17 protein-coding genes are annotated in these 21274 nt (G+C 28.3%); 14 read left to right on the plus strand and 3 right to left on the minus strand.

Annotation, left to right across the window (positions count from 1 at the left end; translation table 11 throughout):
* From NNC19_RS19095 to asnB, 4 genes are all read left to right on the plus strand, one after another.
* Complete coding sequence (locus NNC19_RS19095) at nt 1-1449, plus strand: ATP-binding protein (RefSeq protein WP_310940286.1); 1449 nt, start codon at nt 1-3, stop codon at nt 1447-1449.
* Between the two features lie 169 nt (nt 1450-1618).
* Nucleotides 1619-2926: a hypothetical protein gene (locus NNC19_RS19100; RefSeq protein ID WP_310940287.1), complete on the plus strand. Its 1308-nt coding sequence runs from the start codon at nt 1619-1621 to the stop codon at nt 2924-2926.
* Between the two features lie 175 nt (nt 2927-3101).
* Complete coding sequence (locus NNC19_RS19105; RefSeq protein ID WP_310940288.1) at nt 3102-4478, plus strand: hypothetical protein; 1377 nt, start codon at nt 3102-3104, stop codon at nt 4476-4478.
* Between the two features lie 311 nt (nt 4479-4789).
* Complete coding sequence (gene asnB, locus NNC19_RS19110) at nt 4790-6643, plus strand: asparagine synthase (glutamine-hydrolyzing) (RefSeq protein ID WP_310940289.1); 1854 nt, start codon at nt 4790-4792, stop codon at nt 6641-6643.
* A 27-nt stretch (nt 6644-6670) separates the two neighbouring features.
* Here the strand turns inward: asnB and cooS are convergent, their stop codons facing one another.
* Together cooS and NNC19_RS19120 are read right to left on the minus strand one after the other, a co-directional pair.
* Complete coding sequence (cooS, locus tag NNC19_RS19115; protein ID WP_310940290.1) at nt 6671-8545, minus strand: anaerobic carbon-monoxide dehydrogenase catalytic subunit; 1875 nt, start codon at nt 8543-8545, stop codon at nt 6671-6673.
* Between the two features lie 156 nt (nt 8546-8701).
* Nucleotides 8702-9115: an Rrf2 family transcriptional regulator gene (locus NNC19_RS19120; protein WP_310940291.1), complete on the minus strand. Its 414-nt coding sequence runs from the start codon at nt 9113-9115 to the stop codon at nt 8702-8704.
* Nucleotides 9116-9466: 351 nt separating this feature from the next.
* On the opposite strand from NNC19_RS19120, the gene licT reads away from it, so the two are divergent.
* The 10 genes from licT to NNC19_RS19170 all read left to right on the plus strand — a co-directional run bounded on the left by licT (nt 9467) and on the right by NNC19_RS19170 (nt 20602).
* Nucleotides 9467-10294, plus strand: coding sequence for a BglG family transcription antiterminator LicT (licT, locus tag NNC19_RS19125; protein WP_310940292.1), 828 nt, complete (start codon nt 9467-9469; stop codon nt 10292-10294).
* Nucleotides 10295-10418: 124 nt separating this feature from the next.
* Nucleotides 10419-12299, plus strand: coding sequence for a beta-glucoside-specific PTS transporter subunit IIABC (locus tag NNC19_RS19130; protein WP_310940293.1), 1881 nt, complete (start codon nt 10419-10421; stop codon nt 12297-12299).
* A gap of 168 nt (nt 12300-12467) precedes the next feature.
* On the plus strand, nt 12468-13316 hold the full coding sequence (locus tag NNC19_RS19135; RefSeq protein ID WP_396136460.1) for a hydrogenase small subunit: 849 nt from the start codon (nt 12468-12470) through the stop codon (nt 13314-13316).
* Nucleotides 13317-13331: 15 nt separating this feature from the next.
* Entirely contained in the window at nt 13332-14738 is a 1407-nt protein-coding gene (locus NNC19_RS19140; RefSeq protein WP_310940294.1) for a nickel-dependent hydrogenase large subunit, read from the plus strand.
* Entirely contained in the window at nt 14738-15211 is a 474-nt protein-coding gene (locus NNC19_RS19145) for a hydrogenase maturation protease (protein ID WP_310940295.1), read from the plus strand. Before NNC19_RS19140 ends, NNC19_RS19145 begins: the two co-directional genes overlap by 1 nt.
* Before the next feature lie 230 nt (nt 15212-15441).
* Nucleotides 15442-16446, plus strand: coding sequence for a hydrogenase expression/formation protein HypE (gene hypE / locus NNC19_RS19150; RefSeq protein WP_310940296.1), 1005 nt, complete (start codon nt 15442-15444; stop codon nt 16444-16446).
* A 186-nt stretch (nt 16447-16632) separates the two neighbouring features.
* Nucleotides 16633-17091, plus strand: a complete 459-nt coding sequence (locus tag NNC19_RS19155; protein WP_310940297.1) for a GNAT family N-acetyltransferase — start codon at nt 16633-16635, stop codon at nt 17089-17091.
* A gap of 36 nt (nt 17092-17127) precedes the next feature.
* A complete protein-coding gene (locus tag NNC19_RS19160; protein WP_310940298.1) occupies nt 17128-17760 on the plus strand; it encodes a GntR family transcriptional regulator in 633 nt (210 codons plus the stop codon).
* A gap of 144 nt (nt 17761-17904) precedes the next feature.
* A complete protein-coding gene (locus NNC19_RS19165; RefSeq protein ID WP_310940299.1) occupies nt 17905-19029 on the plus strand; it encodes an ABC transporter ATP-binding protein in 1125 nt (374 codons plus the stop codon).
* Between the two features lies 1 nt (nt 19030).
* Nucleotides 19031-20602, plus strand: a complete 1572-nt coding sequence (locus NNC19_RS19170; RefSeq protein WP_310940300.1) for a glycine betaine ABC transporter substrate-binding protein — start codon at nt 19031-19033, stop codon at nt 20600-20602.
* Between the two features lie 66 nt (nt 20603-20668).
* Here NNC19_RS19170 and NNC19_RS19175 read toward each other — a convergent pair.
* A partial coding sequence (locus NNC19_RS19175; RefSeq protein WP_310940301.1) for an Ig-like domain-containing protein occupies nt 20669-21274 on the minus strand: 606 nt, incomplete at its 5' end.

Raw genomic sequence — 21274 nt, forward strand, 5'->3', positions numbered from 1 at the left:
ATGGGAATCAAATTTAAACTTATATTATTTATAGCTTTACTTTTACTTATAATTATATCTTTTTTAAGTTTTTTTGTTCTTACTGGTATTAAAAATTATCAAAATAAAGCAGATGAAGCTATTCTTATAAAACAAAAGGATATGTTTGAGCAGTATTATGGTGAATATTCTAATTCAGATACAAGTGAAACAGATGATAAAATGCAGATTGGAAGAGGCAGTATGTTTAACAGACCTTGGCTTAGAACTATTCCAGCTAGTGTTTATAATACAAAAGGAGAACTTCTTTCAGGATTTAAGACTGATGGAAAGTTAGATGAAAATGAAAAAAAGAATACAATGATTAAGTATGCAATAGATGGCAAAATGTCATCTATAAAAATTAATGATGTAATATATTTTTATTCTCCAATAAAATATAATGATGATATAGTCGCTATTTTAGAACTTGAATATTCAGTTAAAGAAAGTGTTTTGTTTTATAATAATATAAAAAAATTGTTTGGAATTATAGGAATATTAGCATTGATAATAGGAATAATTTTAGGCATTGTGTATTTTTCAAAAATCACAAAAGATATATATATAATGAAGAGTTATGTTGAAAATATAAAAAATGGTGATTTTAATAATGTAAAGTTAGTAAAGCGTAATGATGAATTAGGAGAACTTAGCAAAGGATTATCCTTTATGAGCAGTACAATTGAAAAGAATATTGAGGAACTTAAAGTAGAAAGAGATTCTTTGAGCATTGCAGTTGATAAATTAAAGAAAATGGACAAACAACAAAAAGAATTTATAGGTAATGTAACTCACGAATTTAGAACTCCAATTACAACAATAAAGGCATATGCAGATGTAATTGGAATGTATAAAGATGATTTTAAATTAATCAATGATGGAACTGCAAATATTTCAAAGGAATGTGATAGACTAGCAACTATGGTAGATAAAGTGCTAAGTTTATCAGCTTTAGAAAAATATGATTTTGAAATACAGAAAAAGGAAATAAACTTGAAAATATTTTTTGATGAAATTTGCAATAGAATGGGAGGTAGAGTAAGAAAAAATAATCTTAATTTTAAATGTGATGTTGAAGATGTGGTTGCTAGTATAGATGAGGAAAGTTTGAGACATATTGTAATAAACTTGATTGACAATGGGATAAAATATAATAAACCTAATGGAAATATTGAGATTAGATGCATTAAGAGAGAAAACGATATTATTATAACTGTTTCTGATACAGGAATTGGAATAGACAAGGAATTTTGTGATAAAATTTTTGAACCTTTTTATAGAGTTGAGAGCCATAGAAGTCGTCAAACAGGTGGAGTGGGACTTGGGTTAGCTTTAGTTAAGAAACTTGTTGAAAAACAAGCTGGCACAATTAAGGCTGTTTCGAAGTTAAATGAAGGAACTACTTTTTCAATTAAATTTTCTATATAGAGTCTACTATTTTTATAAGATGTGGTGTAGTAAAACTATTAAGTGTTATTACATCATTCTTTTTAGTTTTAATTACTTTATGTAAAGTTTACAAGTTTGTGACATTTATTTATAAATTTGTGAATAATTTATGCTATTTTAATAGTATAGAGGAGAAGTGGAAAAGTAGATGAGTAGAAAAAGAATTATAACATTAGTTTTGAGTTTTTTTGTTGTAGTTGTAATATGTACTTATTTAATAAAGGATGGTATTTCAGTTACAACTGGAAGAAATATTAAGGTGATGGAATACACTCCACCTACCATAACTGCAGAGAATAGCTATCAAATAGATAAATATGAAAACATTGAAAATATTGAATGGATTAATGAAAATGAAGTTTTGACTTTAACTAAAAAAGAAGGTGTTCAAAATTCTAATTCAACAAAAATTGTGAGATATTGTAGTATATATAATTTAAATACAAAAAAGTCCAGAGATTTTAGAGAAGCTAATGTAGATGAATTTTTAGGAGTATCGTCAGATAAAAAATATTTTTTATATTCAGAACCCAAAATAGTTCCTGAAGTTGGAAGTGATAAATGGAAAAAAGCTGATGAATCAGGAGATCTTCTTCATAAAAATTTAAAATTGTTAAATTTATTTACAGGAGAAATTACAGATTTAAATACAGAAAAGATTAATTGTAGTGCTGAATTTAGATGGATAGGAAATAACAAAATTTTAGTTAATTACTATACTCACTGGTCAATTATTGGAATAAATGGTAGGGTATATGTAGATGGTAATTATAGTAGGAAAGAACATGAGAATCCTAATATTGCTGGTACAGATGATATTAAGGATTTAGGAGATAGTGTAGAAGGAAAGTTCTATTACACTCAAGATATAATGGAAAAGAATTTTAAATATATATCAACAAAACTGTGTTATATAGATGTTAAAACAAAAGAAATGAGAACCCTTTGCTTGAATGAAAATTTTCATCAAGTGGCATCAAAAAAGAATAATACAATTGTAATCGGCAAAAGTAACCTTAATGGAGAGCTGGTTAATAGTGAAGTTATTATGGATAAAGCAGGGAGTGTAGTTCGAAATATAGATATACCCAAAGGAAGAGTGCAATCTGATTATATATTATCACCAGATGGAAGTAAAGCAGCATACACAGAAGGCAATGATGTAATAAAATCAAAAAATTATGATGAGAATGAGTCTATTCTTAAGGTTATCAATCTTAAAACAGGTAATGTAAAAGAAATAGTCAAATCTTCAACTTTAAAAGATGAAAATGAGGAAGTTGAGTATAAAACTATAATGTCAAAAAGTGGTGAAACGGAGAGGAAAGTACCAATTGCAAAAGATATTAATAATATATGCTGGAGTGCTACAGGAAAAGATTTATCATTTACCTATGGATCTTCAAAATTTAGTGAGGATAAAGTAAATACTTATATTATTAGTTTTGATAAATAAAGGAGTGTAATAATTTAATTTTAAAGAAGGAAGTATAATAAAATATACAGTTTTATTATGCTATTTTACTAATTTTAATAATATCATATAAAGTTTGCAAGTTTGTGACATTTATTTATAACTTTGTGAACAATTTTTGCTACCTTTATATTAGAAACTAAGGAGGAAATATATAATGAATAGAAAAAAAATTGCTGCTTTAATTTTAAGCTTTGCATTTGTAGTTTTAATAGGGGCTTATTTAATAAACTACACTGCAGCAAAAGCTGATGAAAAGATTATGGTGATGGAATACACACCGCCTATCATAACTGGAGAAAATGGGTATCAAATTGATAAATATGAAAATATTGAAAACAACCAATGGATTGATGAAAATAATGTCTTAAGTTTAACTAAAAAAGGTGATTTTAAGAATCCTGATTCAACAACAAGTGTACGGTATTGTAGTGTATATAATTTAAACACAAATGATTCTAAAGATTTTAAAAATGTTGATATAGATGAATTTCTTGGAGTATCACCAGATAATAAATATGTTCTATATTCAGAGCCCAGGGCAATTCCGAAGCTTATAAATGAAAATGGGACGCAAACTGAAGAAGCTAAAAAGGCATATGAGTCAGGAGACTTATATCATAAAGCTATTAAGGTATTAAATTTATCTACAGGAGAAATTACAGACATAAAGACAGAAAAGGTCAATAGCTTTGCTGAATTTAAATGGGTAGGTAATAATAAAATATTAGAAAATTATTGTTCTGGTAAATGGAGAATAGCTGATATAAGTGGGAAAGTATATATAGAAGGAAACTATAATTCTGATTATTCAGAGCTTGTTAGAATAGCTGGAGTAGATGATATAAAGGATTTAGGAGATAATGTGGAAGGCAGATTCTATTATACTCAGGATGTCAATGGGACAAATGGAGGAAGAGCAGAAACAAAAATATGTTCTATAGATATTAAGACTAAGGTAGTTAAAGCTATCTATACAAACAAAAATTCTTTAGGGGGATCTAAAAAGGGAAAAACAATTGTAATAGATAACTTTAATGATAATGGGAAAGCAGTTGATGGTGTATTTTTAAATAGAACTTTTGGTGAAATTATTATGGATGAGTCTGGAAAGATAATTAGAAATATAGATTTACCTAAAGGAATACAAAATTCTGAATTTATATTGTCACCAGATGGAACTAAAGCAGCTTATTTAGAATATCCCAATGAAATAAAACCTATTGGAGACAGTAGTAAATCTGATAATAATGGGAATACTGATATATGCCTTAAAGTTATAGATATCAAAACAGGTGATATAAAGGAGATAGTTAAATCTTCAAGTTTAAAAGATGAAAATGATGAAGTTGAGTATAGAAATATAAAAAGACCTTCTTTAGATGAGAGTGAAAAAGATGGAAAAATTCAAGTTAAAAAAGGTATAGAAAATATATGTTGGAGTAGTAAAGGAAAAGAATTATCCTTTACTTATGGCAATTCAAGTAAAAATAATACTAAAATAAATAGCTTTATTGTCAGTTTTGATAAATAGAAACAATAGAATAATTAAATTATTTTGGGAAATAGAGTAGTGTGTTAGAACTATGTAAGTAGTTATAACACACTTATTAATTTTAAGAGGATTTTCATACAAAGTTTACAAATTTGTGACATTTATTTATAAATTTGTGAATAAGTTTTGCTACTATATTTACATAAGGAGATGAGAGGGAAAATTAAACTTTTACTTTTGGCAATTTATAATTGAATGCCACTAAGAATAAATACTTATATTGCTAGTTTTGAAACAAAGGCATCAAAGTATTTTAAATTGTATATTATTGTAAGAACAGGGGTAATAATGTGTGTGGATTTATTTCAATTTTTAAGAAAAACAGTTCTGTTAAAATAAATAATAGTAAAATAAGAGAAGCTTTAAATAATATAGCTCATAGAGGTCCAAATGATGAGGGGATTTATGAAGATGAAAAAGTTATTTTAGGATTTAGAAGATTAAGTATTATAGATTTAGAAAAAGGTCACCAACCTTTTGAAAAAAAATCATGGAAAATTGTGTTTGATGGAGAAATTTATAATTATAAGAATATAAAACAGTATTTACAACTTAAAGGATATGATTTTGATACACATTCAGATACGGAAGTATTGCTTACTAATTACATTGAGAAAAAAGAAAAATCTATATATGATTTAAGGGGAATGTTTTCATTTGTTATATATAATAAATATACAAATGAAGTGTTTGGGGCTAGAGATCAATTTGGAATAAAACCATTATATTATATAGATAATGATGACATGATAGCATTTTCATCAGAATATAAAGCTCTAGTTCCATTTGTTGAAAATCTAAAAGTTGATAAAAAGAGTTTACAAGAATATTTATCATTTCAATATGTTCCTGGGGATAGAACTATGATTGAGGGAATTAAAAAGATTCCTCCAGCTCATTATTTTAAAATAGAGAATAATAAACTTGTTTTTAAGAAGTACAATGATATTAAGTTTAATCAGAAAAAAGACATAGATAAAGAAGAGGTTTATAGGGTTATAGCAGAGTCTGTTCGTTCACATTTAGTTTCAGATGTAGAAGTAGGAACCTTTTTATCAGGGGGAGTAGATTCATCCATAATAGCATCTTTAGCTAAGAATGTTAATAAGAAAATAAAATCTTTTACAGTAGGATTTGATGTTAAAGGTTATGATGAAATAGAAGTTGCCAAAAGGACTAGTGAAATCTTAAATATAGAAAATATACATATCAAAGTATCAGAAGATGATTATATAAAATCAATTAGAGATGTAGTTTACAAGTTTGATGATCCAGTTGCAGATCCTTCAGCTATAGGGTTATATCATCTTACAAAAGAAGCAAGTAAGCATGTAAAAGTAGTATTATCAGGAGAAGGTTCAGATGAATTATTTGGAGGATATAATGTCTATAAAGAATACTTTTATTTAAAACCTATTATTATACTTCCAAAAACAATAAAAAAAATTATTAACCATATTGCAAAAAAAATGCCTAATATGAAGGGGAAAAATTATTTGATTAGAGCGACTACTCCACTTGAAGATAGGTATATTGGAAATGCTAAAATATTTGAAGATAAAGAAAGTAAGAAAATTCTAATCAATTATAATAGTGAATACAAATTTAAAAATACTATAAAGGACATTTTTGATGAAGGAAAGAAGAGAGGTTATGATTATGTAACTACAATGCAAAATATAGATATTAATACTTGGCTAGAAGGAGATATTTTATCAAAAGGTGATAAAATGTCCATGGCAAATTCAATAGAACTAAGAGCGCCGTTTTTAGATAGTGAAGTATTAAAAGTTGCTGAAAAGATTCCTTTAAATAAAAAAGCATCTAAAAAGAATACAAAGTTATTATTAAGACAAGCTTTTGAAGGAATTGTTCCAAAACATGTAGTAAATAGAAAAAAGCTTGGATTTCCAACTCCAATTAGAGTATGGTTAAAGGGAAATTTAGGAGAGGTTGTCAAAGAAACAATAGAAGAATCAAAAGTTAGTGAGTATATAAATAAGGAATATGCATTAAAGTTATTACATGACCATCAAAATAATAAAAGAGATAATTCAAGGAAAATTTGGACCATATTTATTTTTTGTATATGGCATCAAATATATATAGAAAAAAGAGCAGGTGTAATAGAATTAGTGGGATAACTAGTTCTATTGCACCTTTTTTAAAGTTTATATATTAAGTCCAAGACGTCTATTTTCAATTATTTGTTCTAATTCATCAGCAGCTTTAACAACATCTTCTTCAACAATAAGTCTACCACCAGTTAAGTTTACTAAATCATCTTTTAAAACTTTAGTTACAACCTCGCTTCCATCAATAAATGGAGAAATAGCAACATGTAATGGTAATCCTAATGATAATCCAAATGCAGCATCAGCTAGTGCTTGTTCTTCAAGCCATTGAGGAGCTGATAATACAAGTGGTAATTGTGGAATGTCTATTCCAAGTGTTTCAGCTAATTCTGTTGCTACCATTTCAAGTCTTCCAATAGCAAGACATGGCCCAAAATTAAGAACAGGAGGAATCCCTAATGATTTACAGACAGTTCTTAAACTGTCTCCAGCAAGGTCAGCAGCACCAGGAGACATTAAACCAACATTTTCAAGACCTCCAGATGAGCATCCTGCAGATAAAACTAAAATATCCCTTTTAATAAGTTCCTTAGTAAGCTCTACAGTGAATACGTCATGTCCTTTAGCTGTTAAGTTCGAACATCCTACAACTCCAGCAATGCCTTTGATTTTTCCTTGAGCTATTAAATCTATAAGAGGTTTCCATTCACCACCTAAAAATTCTTTTAATGAACCTTCACTAACACCTGTAATTACATCATCATGACCATGATCTTTTGGAATATCAATAGTAATTGAACTTCTTCTATTTTTATAACTTTCTAATGCTTCATTTATAATTCTTTCACTTAAATCTTCTATATTAATTTTAGTAAAATCTATAAAATCAGCTGTTCTTTTTTTAGCTACATCATCAATACAAAGCATCTTCACATTAAATTTTTCTGCTATAGGCTCAAGTCCTGGTATTGTACAGTTAAATTCAGATACTATTAAATCAATTCCACCAGTTGCAAGAACTGCTTCACTTGTATAGTTGTTTCCAGCATGTCCTGAGAATACTTCAGTATAATGATCTCCTCTAAGTTGTAAATCTTGACCAACACAGGTACATCCAACTAATCTAAAGCCTTTTGCACCTAAAGCTATAGCTTTCTCTTTTATATCTTCATCAACTAATCTATCTTGAAGATGTGCTATATCAGAATGTTGATGTCCTGTTACCATAATGTTTATGTAATCAGGGTCTATAACTTTAAATCCTACTTTTGCTTGTCTTATTTTTGGAGTTCCTAACATAATATCATTTAGCAAGTTAGTTAGCATTAATCCATATACACCTGTAGCAACACCAAGACTTAAAGAATTTAGCAACATATCAACAGGATCACTGCTTAAATTTGTTGAAGTTTTTACAATTGCATCAAATACTTCAGATTTAGCTCCACCAGGAAGTATGTTTAAGTCTTCCCATTTTTTGAATCTAGGAGCATAGGAAAGCTTTTTTACAAGTTTCATTTTTTCAAATCTTGGTTTGTATAAATCCTTTAAAACTTCATCAGCAACTTTAATTGCTTTTTGATTTATATCATTTTCTTTAATATCAAATATTTCTGCAAGTTTATCTAATGTTTCTGGACTTTTTATTTTAAGGTTTCCTTTGCCTTCACCTGTACTTTTTAAGTTTCTTGCTGTATTTTCAACTACATGAAGGTAACATGCAGAACCAGCAGCTATAGCTCTTAAAAAATTTCTTGCAACTATAGTATCAGCATCTGCTCCACAAACTCCTCTAGGAGATTTAGGCGTTATCTTACAAGGCCCATTTGAACAAAGTTTGCAACATACACCTTCTTTTCCAAATTTACATTTAGCTTTTTGTGTTTCTACTCTATTAAAAGAGGTTTCTATATTTTCTTTTGTTGATAAAAATTCACATAATTTGCAATCTGCTGATTGACACATAGACATAATAATCACTCCCATATTAATTAAATATATAAAGTTATTGATTGTCCCTTATGACAAAATTAATAACTATAAGACAATAATAAAATTTATACTATACCATTTCGGTATACTTTTGGACAAATATAAAAGGCATAAGCCTTATATATTAATTATAAGTTACCAAGGGTCTTTTTTTAAATCTTCAAAATTAACACTTTCTAATTTTTCAACCATAGTTTTTTGAATATCAATTAGAGCTTTATGTACAGAACAATGTCCCATCTTATTAGCACTACATGCTTCTTTATCATAAACACACCTAGTTACTACAATTGGACCTTGGATAGCTTCAACTACATCTTTTAAAGTTATATTTTCAGGAGCTTTTGCAAGAGCATAACCACCATTTATTCCTCTAAAAGATTTGACTATTTCTGCTTGAGTAAGTTTTCTAGTTAATTTTAATAAAAATCTAAGAGGAATATTTCCTTTTTCTGAAAGAGATTTAGCATCTACTCTAGTATCTAAGCCTTCTTTAGAGAGCATAAGTACTATTCTAAATGCATAATCAGATTCTTGATTTATGTTCATATATATATCTACTCCTTAAACTATACTTAGTTGGTATAGTTTATGTTATACTACTTCTAAATATTTGTCAATACTTAGGGCTTATTACAGGATAAACTAAAACGTATAGGAAATTTACATTTGTGGATATACAAAAAAGATTTTTAATTGAATTTATTAAGAAAAATATTGACAACATATTTAAATGAAGGTATCATTAAATTAGAATTTAAACGCTTACATATATATATTTGGATTGCTACTGTTTAATCAGGCTAGACCTTAATTGATGAAAAGAAATTCATGTTATTTCTTTTTTTTAGTTGAGGTTTTTATTTTTAGTAACATAAGATAACAGATAGGAGGATAGTAATGATAATAAAAAAGATATTTAACAATAATGCTATATTAGCGAAAACTGCTGATAAACATGAATTTGTTGTTATGGGATGTGGAATAGCATTTAAAAAGAAAACAGGAGATAAAGTAGATGAATCATTAATTGAGAAAACATTTATCCTTAAACATAAAGATGCTTCAGAAAAACTGAAATTGCTATTAGAAGATATTCCTACAGAACATGTTTCACTATGTTACGATATTATTGAATATGCAAAAAATATATTAGGTGTTGAATTAAATGAATATATTTATGTAACTTTAACTGATCATGTCAGTTATGCAATAAAAATGTTTGATGAACATATAAAAAATACAAATGTTTTAATATGGGAAATTAAAAAATTCTATCCTAAAGAATTTGAAGTAGGTATGAAAGCTTTAGAATTTATTGAAACTGAGCTTGGTAAGAGATTACCTGATGATGAAGCTGGAAATATTGCCTTACATCTAATAAATGCACAAGCTAATAATTCAACCAGTAAAGTTGAAGATATTGCAAATCAAACCAAAATGGTGCAAGATATCTTAAATATTGTAAAATATACTTATAATATTCCTTTAGATGAAAGTTCATTAAACTATGAAAGATTTGTTACACATTTAAGATTTTTCTTTCAGAGGTTGAATACAAAAAAAGTTATACAATCAGAAGATGATTTCCTATTAAAGCAAGTTAAAGCAAAATATATAAAAGCTTATGAGTGTATGTTGAAAATACAGAAATATTTAGAAACTGAGTTATCAGAAGAAGAGCAATTATATTTAACTATACATATTCAGCGTGTAACACAAAGATAAATAAATTCATGTATTTTTACTAATAAGTAAGAGAGACTATTAATATAGATAGGACAAATTCCATCTATATTAATAGTCTCATTTTTTATGGAATTATTATATTATTCTACAAAGGAGTGAAAGCATGAAGTACGAAAGTCTAGCCAGAGATATTATAGAGAATATTGGTGGTAAGGAAAATGTTAATAGCTTGACTCATTGTATTACACGATTACGTTTTAAATTGAAAGATGAGAGTAAAGCTAATACTGAAGTTTTAAAGAAGATGAATGGAGTTGTAACTGTAGTAAAAAGTGGTGGTCAATATCAAGTGGTTATTGGTAATCATGTGCCAGATGTTTATAAAGAAGTTATGGTAATAGGTGGATTTTCATCAACTTTAGCTGAAGAAGTAGAAGAAAATTTAAATCCATTCAATAAGTTCATTGATATTATTTCAGGTGTGTTTACACCAACATTGGGAGTGTTAAGTGCAACTGGTATGATTAAAGGATTTAATGCCTTATTTGTAACATTAGGATGGATTACTAATACCTCAGGAACTTATAATATTTTACAAGCTATAGGAGATTGTTTGTTTTATTTCTTTCCTATTTTTCTTGGGTTCACAGCTGCTAAAAAGTTTAAAGCAAATGAATTTATTGGGATGGCAATAGGTGCAGCTTTGGTTTATCCTACATTAGGAACATTAACAACAGGAACGTCCCTTTATACATTATTTGCTGGAAGTATTATTGAATCACCAGTTTTTGTTACTTTTTTAGGTATTCCTGTTATATTGATGGGGTATTCATCAACAGTTATACCTATAATTTTAGCTACATATGTAGGTGCAAAAATAGAAAAGGGATTTAGAAAGATAATACCAAATGTGGTGAAGTTATTTTTAATTCCATTTTGTACATTATTAGTTATTGTTCCTTTGACGCTAATACTAATAGGACCTATAGCAACTTGGGCAGGAAAATTATTAGGAGCGGGAACATTAGCCATTTATAATTTAAGTCCAATTATTGCAGGTATATTTATGGGAGCTTTTTGGCAAGTATTTGTTATATTTGGATTACATTGGGGATTTATTCCGATAGTTATGAACAATTTAGCAGTGTTTGGATATGATCCTATACTTCCAGCTGTATTAGGTGCTTCATTTGCTCAAACAGGAGTAGTATTAGCTATACTAATAAAAACAAAGGATTCTAAGTTAAAATCATTATCTATACCAGCATTTATTTCAGGTATTTTTGGAGTTACAGAGCCAGCAATTTATGGTATTACACTTCCACGTAAAAAGCCATTTATACTAAGTTGTGTTGCTGCTGCAGTAGGTGGTGGTATTACAGGATTTATGGGAACCAAACTATGGAACTTAGGTGGATTAGGTATTTTTGCAATTCCAAGTTATCTTAATCCAACAGGAGTTGATAGAGGATTTTATGGAGCAATTGCTTCTATTACTATAAGTTTTATATTGGGTTTCTTCATTATGTTCTTTACAGGATATAAAGATAAAGAGGTTAAGGAAGAAAATAAAGGGGATGCATTAGTAAAACAAGAATCAATAATTAGTCCTATGAAAGGAGAAGTTGTTCCATTATCAGAAGTTAAAGATGAGGCATTCTCAAAAGGAGTTTTGGGTAAAGGAATAGCTATCAAACCAATAGAAGGTAAGGTAGTGTCACCAGTAGATGGAGTTGTAACAACATTATTTCGAACAAATCATGCCATTAGAATTACAAGTGATAGTGGTGTTGAAATTTTAATTCATATAGGGATAAATACTGTTGAGTTAAATGGTAAATATTTTACTCCCCAAATTAAGCAAGATGATAGAGTAAAAGCAGGTCAGAATATATTAGAATTTGATGTTAATGGAATAGAGAAGGAAGGATATTCACCAATAACCATGATAGTTATAACAAATTCAGATAACTATAATGAAATAAAAGAAACAGATAAGAAATTAGTTAATTATAAAGAAAATTTATTATATACAATAATTTAAAATTAATATTTAATTCAGCCATTTAAAGATTAAAGGATAATATCTGCTTTAGATGGCTTATTTTATAATAATATGTATTATTTAGAATATTACTATATATATGATTAAGTATAAAAAAATTGATACTAGAATAAAATTTATCAGTAATAAGTATTTGAAGGTGTTGAAGTGTCAACAAAAAAATGTCCTAGAGGGATAATAAACTCTGTAATAAGTAGGATAGAAAATGATGGCCTTAAAAAAATAAATTTAATTTGGTTAGAAGCATGTGGCTGTTCTGGAAATATAATTTCACTTTTAGATGCTAATGATCCAGATGTAGTGTATTTATTAACTAGAATGGTTAATATAACTTACAATAATAGTATTATGGGGGCAGAAGGAGAAAGGGCTTTTGATAAGTTTCTTGAAACATTAGATACAGAATTTATCTTAGTTGTAGAAGGTGCCATAACAATTAAGGAGAATGGAATTTATAATATTGTTGCTGAGCATAATGGAAAGCTCATTTCAGGAGCAGAAGCAGTAAATTTAGCTGCAGGAAAAGCAAAATATATTATATCAGTTGGTACTTGTGCATCATATGGAGGACCATCAGCTGCTAGGCCAAATCCTTCAGATAGTAAGAGTGTACCTGAATTCGTAAATAATTATCCAGTAATAAGGGTACCAGGGTGTCCGGCAAATCCTAGATGGGTAATCAGTACTATCTCACATTTAATATCATATGGAATACCAGAACTGGATTCAGATGGACGACCTTTATTTTTATATGGAGAAACAATACACACAAATTGTTCAAGAAGGTCTTATTTTGATAAGCAAATTTTTGCTACAAAACTTGGTGATAAGGAGTGTATGTTAAAACTTGGGTGTAGAGGACCAATTACAAGAATAGACTGTGCATTAAATAAGTGGAATGATAGAGTAAATTGGCCAGTAGAAGATAATACACCTTGTATTGGATGTATAAATAGTGGGTTTCCTGATAATATGGAACCATTTATTAATTTGTAATTTGGAGAAGAGTTTATGGGAGAAAAAATTGTAATAAATCCTATCACAAGAATAAGTGGATTCTTACAGATAGAGGTTACTATAGAAAAAAACATAGTTACAGATGCTAAAAGTAGTGGATTCCTCTTTAGAGGATTTGAAGAAATGCTGAAAGACAGACATCCTTTTGATGCAATTTACTTTACAGAGAGAATATGTGGAATATGTTCAACAGCTCATGGAATTGTATCTGCTACAGCACTAGAAAATGCATTAAATATACAAGTTGACGAAAATGGAGGAATATTAAGGCAGATAATTCATGGATGTGAATTTTTACAAAATCATATAAGACATTTTTATCAATTTACACTTCCAGATTATGTACAAATCCATATCAATCCAGTAAATGATGGAGAAGAAAGAAAATATAATTTGCCTAGTGAGACAAATAAGAAATTAAATGAGCATTATATTGAATCTCTTAAATATAGCAGAGCAGCTCATAAAATGTTAGCTATTTTAGGGGGAAAAGCTCCCCATAATCATGGGATTTTTGTTGGAGGTGTAACAGTTAATACTGATGCTTCAAAGATAGTTGAACTTAAATATATATTGAATTCAATTAAAGATTTTATAAACAACATAATGTTAAATGATATAGAGGTAGTATCGAAATACTATCCAGAGGATTTCAAAAATGGAAGGGGCTATGGAAATTTTTTGAGTTATGGAGCATTTGATGAGCCTTTTAATGAAAGCATGAGTTATGTAAAGAAAGGAACACTTATTAATAATGTCAGAGAAGATTTTGATATAAATAAAATAAATGAAGATATTATTTATTCTTACTATTCTGATTCGAAAAATGTTCTAAATAATGATGATAATAATTGGAAAGCTGATACTAGTAAAAAGGATGCTTATACTTGGGTTAAAGCAGCAAGATATAATGGCATACCTATGGAAGTAGGCCCATTAGCTAGGATGTATATAAGTGGTGAATATACTAATGGAATATCAACATTAGATAGAACAATAGCAAGAGTTTTGGAGACAAAAAAAATATGTGATATAGTTGAATATCTTATAGATAGAATTAATCCACAAAAAACTGTGCAAAAAATATGGGAAGTTCCAGATACAGTTAATGGTGTTGGGCTTAAAGATACTTCAAGAGGAGCATTAGCTCATTGGATAGGTATTGAAGATAAAAAAATTAAAAATTACAATATAATAACTCCATCAGGATGGAATCTGTCACCGAAAGATTCAAGTGGAAATAAAGGAGTAGTAGAAAAGGCTCTAATTGGAACTTATGTAGAAGATATAAAAAAGCCATTAGAAGTAGGACGAGTAGTAAGGTCATTTGATCCATGTGTTTCTTGTGCAACTCATATTATAAGTGATAGATTTAGGGATTTTACTATGAGGATTGTGTAATGATTAAGATTATTGCAATAGGAAATTTACTAATGTGTGATGATGGGGTAGCAATAAAAGTAATAGACTATATTAAAGCTAATATAGAAAAATTAGATTTAGGAATAGAATGTATAGAGGCTGAAACAGATATTAACTTTGCTTTAGATAGTGTAGAAAATGGTGATTTTATTTTTATCATAGATAGCACATTAATAGGATTAAAATGTGGACAAATAACACAAATTTCATTAGAAAAAGTGGATAAGTATTTTAAGAATTCCTTTTCAAGTCATAATATGAGTTTACCATTGGCACTTAATAGCTTAAGAATTAATGTTAATGGAATTATTATTGGAATAGAAGTTAATAAAGTAGAGTTTGGATTAGGAATTTCAAAAGAATTAAAGAAAAGATTTAATGAAGTATGTAATGAAATTTATGAAATTATAAAGAAGAGAAGTTTAGAATATATTGAAGGTAAAAGAGAATAGATAATCTTGTAAGTGTATTTGATTTGGATAAAATTTATAAATTAACTTGTCTTTCAAGTAAAGCTATAAGGGTTTTTAGCTATTTGGGAAAAGTAATGATGGAATAATAGAACCATGTAATTATTTCATTATGGAGAGTGTAGTTTTAAGAGAAAACATAAATTTGACATATATTTAATAAGTAGAAAGTATATTATAGTATAAAGTGAATTATTAGGGGAATAAGTAATATGAATAGTATAACTTTATCACATGGTAATGGGGGGAAACGCACTCATGAGCTAGTTAAAAGAATGTTTAATAATTATCTGGATAATGAAATGATTTTAGAACATAAAGATTCAGGTATAGTTGATAAAGTGGATGGGAAAATTGCAGTGTCTACAGATTCTTATGTAATAAATCCGTTGTTTTTTCCGGGAGGAGATATTGGTAAGTTGTCAATATATGGAACGGTAAATGATTTAGCTGTAAGTGGAGCAATACCTCTGTATATTACAGTTGGGTTTATTATTGAAGAAGGACTAGAAATTAATGAGCTTGAAAGAGTTGTGGAATCAATGGCTAAAACTGCAAGGCAGTGCAATGTGAAAATAATTACAGGAGACACTAAGGTTGTTGAAAAAGGTAAAGGCGATAAATTATACATTAATACTACTGGTATAGGAATTGTAGAAAACAATTTAAATTTAACAGGTGAAACAATAAACGAAGGTGATAAGATTATTGTAAATGGAACGTTGGGAGATCATGGAATAACTATACTTAGTGAAAGAAAAAAATTGAATTTTAAAACAAAAACTAAAAGTGATTGTAATGAGTTATATCCATTAATAAAAGATATTTTAAGTGTTACTAAGAAGGTTAAATTTATGAGGGATATTACAAGAGGTGGTCTAGCTACTATACTTAATGAAATCATAAAAGATAGAAAACTTGGGGTAGTATTAAAGGAAAGGGCTATCCCTGTTAGTAATGATGTAAGTGTAGCATGTGAAATATTAGGATTAAACCCATTGTATATTGCAAATGGAGGAAAAGTAGTTGTAATAGTTTCCAAAGAGGAGGCACATCATGTACTTAGAGTCATGAGAAATAATCCTCTTGGGAGAAATGCTTCAATTATAGGAGAAGTGATTAAGGATAATATAGAGAAAGTCTATTTAAATACAAAAAACCATGAAACAATAACGTTAGACATGTTAGAAAATGAGCTTATATCCAGAATCTGTTGATATAGAGTGATAGGTACTTAAAAAAGGTGTATATCCTAATTAATATAGTAGGATATACATCTTTTTTTACATATTATAATTAGATTTCTATTGACAGTTATGGTATATTTAAATATTAGTAGAAGACAAAAAATAGAAAAACTTAACTAATAATATATTCCGAATTAAAGGGGAAAAGTAAACGTTATGGATGAAATTAAATATATCTATATAACATGTGATAATGATAAATTTAAACAGGCAACAAGATTAAGATTCTCAATACTTTTTGAACCATATAATGTAATTGAAAGATACGATTATGATGAATTTGATGAGGTAAGCTTACATTTAGTGGTATTAAATAGAGATAAGGTAATAGCATATTCAAGAATGACAAATATTAATGAAGAAGGCAAAATTACTAATGTTGTTGTAAGTTCGGAATATCTAAATAGAGGTATTGGATTTCAAATGATGAGAAGACATATTAATAAGGCTAAGGAGCTTAAAATAGATAAATTATATTTGAATGCAAGGTTGAAAACTATTAAATTTTATGAAAAAGTTGGATTTAAATGTGAAGGAAATGTAGTTATATCAGAAAAGAGTGGATTAGCTTTGCAAAAAATGTGTATAAAAATAAAGATATGCTATACTAAGTAATGGAATTTAATATATAAATATAGGAGAGAAGGATAAATGCAAAATAAAATAAAATTAACTACTCCAAGATATCAACAAATAGCAACAGATATTGCGTCGAAAATAGCAGATGGACATTATAAAGTTGGAGAAAAAATTTATGCTAGATCATCACTTGCAAGTCAGTATGGGGTTTCATCTGAAACAGCGAGAAGAGCAATTTGTGTTTTAGATGATTTAGACATTGTTGATACTACAAAAGGTAGTGGAGTAATTATAAAATCATATGAAAATGCTATTAAGTTTATTAAGCAATATGATAATATACAGACTGTTGATAGCTTAAAAAGAGAAATATTAGAAAGTGTTAATAAACAAAAAAAGGAATTAGAACATTTTAATGATATTCTTTTAGAACTAGTAGACAAAACAGAAAGGTTTCGTTCTACAAATCCTTTTATTCCTTTTGAGATTAAAATTACAGCTGAAATGAAATATTTAAATAAATCAGCTGCAGATATAAATTTTTGGCATAATACATTAGCAACTATTATTGCAATAAAGAGAAATGGGGAATTATTAATATCTCCAGGACCATATGCAAGTTTTTTTGAAAATGACATATTCTACTTTATAGGGGATAAAGAGTGTATTGATAGAGTACAAAATTTTTTATACCAACAGAATTAAAATAGTTTGGTTTTACATAAAAAACATCTTAACTAATGCTTAGGCAAATAGGTAAGATGTTTTTTATATGTAAAAATTAAGTTTGACAATACTAACAACCTAATGTTAGTATTAAGTTGTTACTTTTGAAAGGGGGAGATAAATTTGATTAGATTTGAAAAAGTTATAAAAAAATACAATAATAATACAATTATATCTGATATTTCCTTTGATGTTGAAAAAGGACAACTTGTTGCAATTATAGGGGGGAGTGGTTGTGGAAAGACAACAACTCTAAAGATGATCAATAAACTAATAAAAATTACATCAGGGAAAATTTATATAAATGGAGAAGATATAGCTAAAAAAGATGTTATAGAGCTTAGAAGAAATATTGGTTATGTAATTCAGCAAACAGGCCTATTTCCACATATGACAATAAAAGAAAATATTGAATTGATTCCTAAAATTAAAAAAGAAGATTCAAAAAAAATAACACAAAGAACATATGAACTTATGGATATAGTTGGATTAGATAGTGAAAAGTTTCTTGATAGATATCCAACAGAATTGAGTGGTGGTCAGCAACAGAGAGTTGGTGTAGCAAGAGCCTTTGCTACAGATCCAGATATTATATTAATGGACGAGCCGTTCTCTGCATTAGATCCAATAACCAGAAGTGGATTACAAGATGAACTAATAAATCTTCAATCTAAAATGAAAAAAACTATAGTTTTTGTTACTCATGATATGGATGAAGCAATCAAATTGGCTGATAAAATATGCATAATGAATAAAGGTAAAATAGTTCAATACGATACTCCAGAAAATATTTTAAAGAATCCAATTAATGAATTTGTTTCAGAATTTGTAGGGAAAAAAAGGATTTGGAGTTCTCCAGAATTTATTAAAGCTGAAGATATTATGATAGAAAATCCAGTAACATGTCAGAACAATTTATCTTTATTTAAATGTGTTGAAAAGATGAGATCATCCAAAGTAGATACCCTTATGGTTGTGGAAGATAGATCTAATAAACTTGAAGGAATTATAAAAGCAAAAGATATAAAACTTAATAAGGATGGAACTTCAGAAGTTAATAATATAATTAAAAAAGATTTCTTGTATGTTAACCCTGATGATAACTTAATTGATGTTTTAAAGATAGTTAATGATAATGATATATCTAATGTACCTGTGTTAAATAAAGCAGGAATACTAGTTGGATTAATAACAAAGAGTAGTCTTGTTACAACTCTTAGTGATCAATATATTACAGAGGAGGTGTAGTATGAATTTCTTTGAATATTTTTCTCAAAATAAATCTCAAATATTTTCACTTACAATTGAACATATTGAACTTACTTTTATTTCAGTTGCAATAGCAATTTTAATAGGGGTTCCTTTAGGAATATTTATATGTTACGTAAAAAAATTAAATAAGCCTATATTAGGAATTGCTAATGTAGTTCAAGCAATTCCTAGTATGGCTTTACTAGGGTTTGCCATACCATTTTTAGGAATAGGAACACTTCCTGCAATTGTAACTGTTGTATTATATTCATTGTTGCCAATTATCAAAAATACTTATACAGGAATAGATAGTATTGATGAGCAAACTGTTGAAGCAGCAAAAGGAATTGGACTTACAAAATTTCAAGTCTTGAGGAAAGTTCAAATACCATTAGCATTACCTGTTATAATGGCTGGAGTTCGTATTTCAGCTGTTACTGCTGTAGGATTAATGACTATGGCAGCATTTATAGGAGCAGGTGGATTAGGGTATCTAGTATTTTCAGGAATAAGAACTGTTAATAATAATCAAATCTTGGCTGGGGCTATACCTGCTTGTTTGCTTGCACTGTTTGTAGATTTTCTAGCATCACTTGTAGAAAAACTTGTAACACCAGTTAGTTTACAAAAAGGAAATAATGTTGATTTAGTAAAATTAAAAAAGCAAAAAAGAAGAAATAAAGGTATTTTATCTATATCTGCAATAGTAGTTTTAGGAATATTTATTTTTACAACTTTGGCAAATAGAGATGAAAATAGTAAAGTGATAACAATAGCAAGTAAAGATTTTACTGAACAGCATATTATTTCAAACATGATAGCTGATGTCATTGAAAATAAAACTGATATTAAAGTTAATAGAAAAATAAATTTAGGTGGAACACAGGTTTGTTTTGGAGCTATGAAATCAGGAGACATAGATATGTATGTGGATTATAGTGGAACTATTTATGGAGATGTGTTGAAGTATGAGCCTATTAGTGATGTTGATAAGGTATATAATGTTTCAAAAGCTGATTTAAAAAATCAATACAATATTGAGACCTTAAAGCAAATGGGGTTTAATAATACCTATACTTTAAGTGTAACAAAGGAAACAGCTGAAAAATATAAGTTGAAAAATATAAGTGATTTATCTAATATTTCTAGTAATTTAAAAGTTGGAACAACTTTAGAATTTTTAAATAGAATTGATGGATTACCTGGTATTTCTAAAACTTATAATCTGAATTTCAAAGATACTATTGGATTAGATGGTTCTCCACGTTATACAGCATTATTAAATAAGGAAGTTGATATTGTAGATGCATTTTCTACTGATGGACTTCTTAAAAAATTTAACTTAGTTTCATTAAAAGATGATAAGAAGTTTTTCCCTCCATATTATGCAACTCCAATAGTTAGACAAGAAATTTTAGAAAAATATCCTGAAATTAAACCATTAATTGAGGAGTTAGGGGATATTTTAACTAATGATGTTATGATAGAATTAAATTATAAAGTTGATGAACTTCAAATGCAACCAGATGTTGTTGCAAGTGATTTTTTAAAGGAAAATGGATTGATATAGTATAATTAAAAATAAGAAGTAAAGATTGTTTAAAGAAATCTTTACTTCTTATTTTTTATCAATAATTTAGTTAGTTACTGAAATAGTACATCTAGCAACTTTAGTAGGATCTTGAACAGAAGTTGCAGAAATAACAGCAGTGCCATAAGCGACAGCATGAACTTTACCAGTAGAGTCCACAGTAGCAACATTTGGATTACTACTAGTCCAATTTAATGATTTATTAGTAGCATATGTAGGATTAATAGTTGCTATTAATGATAAATCAGTAGTACTCAATTTTATGGTAGCTGATATTTTATCTAAAGTAATGCTAGTAACCCCATAAATTACTGTTAAGTTTTTAGTAGCCACAAAGTTTCCATCGGTAGTAGTAGCAGTAATGGTAGCAGAACCAGTAGTAACAGGAGTAACAACTCCAGTAGAACTAACTTTTATAATATTAGTATCACTGCTAGTCCAAGTAACGGTTTTAATAGTGGCAGTAGAAGGAGTAATTGTAGTACCTAAAGTTAAGGTGCTTCCCATCTTAACCAATTCTGAACTAGAATTAATAGATACTCCAGTAACAGGAATAGGAACAATAACAGTACATCTAGCAACTTTAGTAGGATCTTGAACAGAAGTTGCAGAAATAACAGCAGTGCCGTAAGCGACAGCATGAACTTTACC

This window comes from Clostridium sp. SHJSY1, from assembly GCF_031626875.1.
GTDB lineage: Bacteria > Bacillota > Clostridia > Clostridiales > Clostridiaceae > Clostridium.

Bases quoted from the DNA above. Each gene is read 5' to 3' on its own strand.
- NNC19_RS19095 (WP_310940286.1), top strand. From the start codon at position 1: ATGGGAATCAAATTTAAACTTATATTATTTATAGCTTTACTTTTACTT.
- NNC19_RS19100 (WP_310940287.1), top strand. From the start codon at position 1,619: ATGAGTAGAAAAAGAATTATAACATTAGTTTTGAGTTTTTTTGTTGTA.
- NNC19_RS19105 (WP_310940288.1), top strand. From the start codon at position 3,102: ATGAATAGAAAAAAAATTGCTGCTTTAATTTTAAGCTTTGCATTTGTA.
- cooS (WP_310940290.1), bottom strand. From the start codon at position 8,545: ATGTCTATGTGTCAATCAGCAGATTGCAAATTATGTGAATTTTTATCA.
- NNC19_RS19120 (WP_310940291.1), bottom strand. From the start codon at position 9,115: ATGAACATAAATCAAGAATCTGATTATGCATTTAGAATAGTACTTATG.
- licT (WP_310940292.1), top strand. From the start codon at position 9,467: ATGATAATAAAAAAGATATTTAACAATAATGCTATATTAGCGAAAACT.
- NNC19_RS19130 (WP_310940293.1), top strand. From the start codon at position 10,419: ATGAAGTACGAAAGTCTAGCCAGAGATATTATAGAGAATATTGGTGGT.
- NNC19_RS19140 (WP_310940294.1), top strand. From the start codon at position 13,332: ATGGGAGAAAAAATTGTAATAAATCCTATCACAAGAATAAGTGGATTC.
- NNC19_RS19145 (WP_310940295.1), top strand. From the start codon at position 14,738: ATGATTAAGATTATTGCAATAGGAAATTTACTAATGTGTGATGATGGG.
- hypE (WP_310940296.1), top strand. From the start codon at position 15,442: ATGAATAGTATAACTTTATCACATGGTAATGGGGGGAAACGCACTCAT.
- NNC19_RS19155 (WP_310940297.1), top strand. From the start codon at position 16,633: ATGGATGAAATTAAATATATCTATATAACATGTGATAATGATAAATTT.
- NNC19_RS19160 (WP_310940298.1), top strand. From the start codon at position 17,128: ATGCAAAATAAAATAAAATTAACTACTCCAAGATATCAACAAATAGCA.
- NNC19_RS19170 (WP_310940300.1), top strand. From the start codon at position 19,031: ATGAATTTCTTTGAATATTTTTCTCAAAATAAATCTCAAATATTTTCA.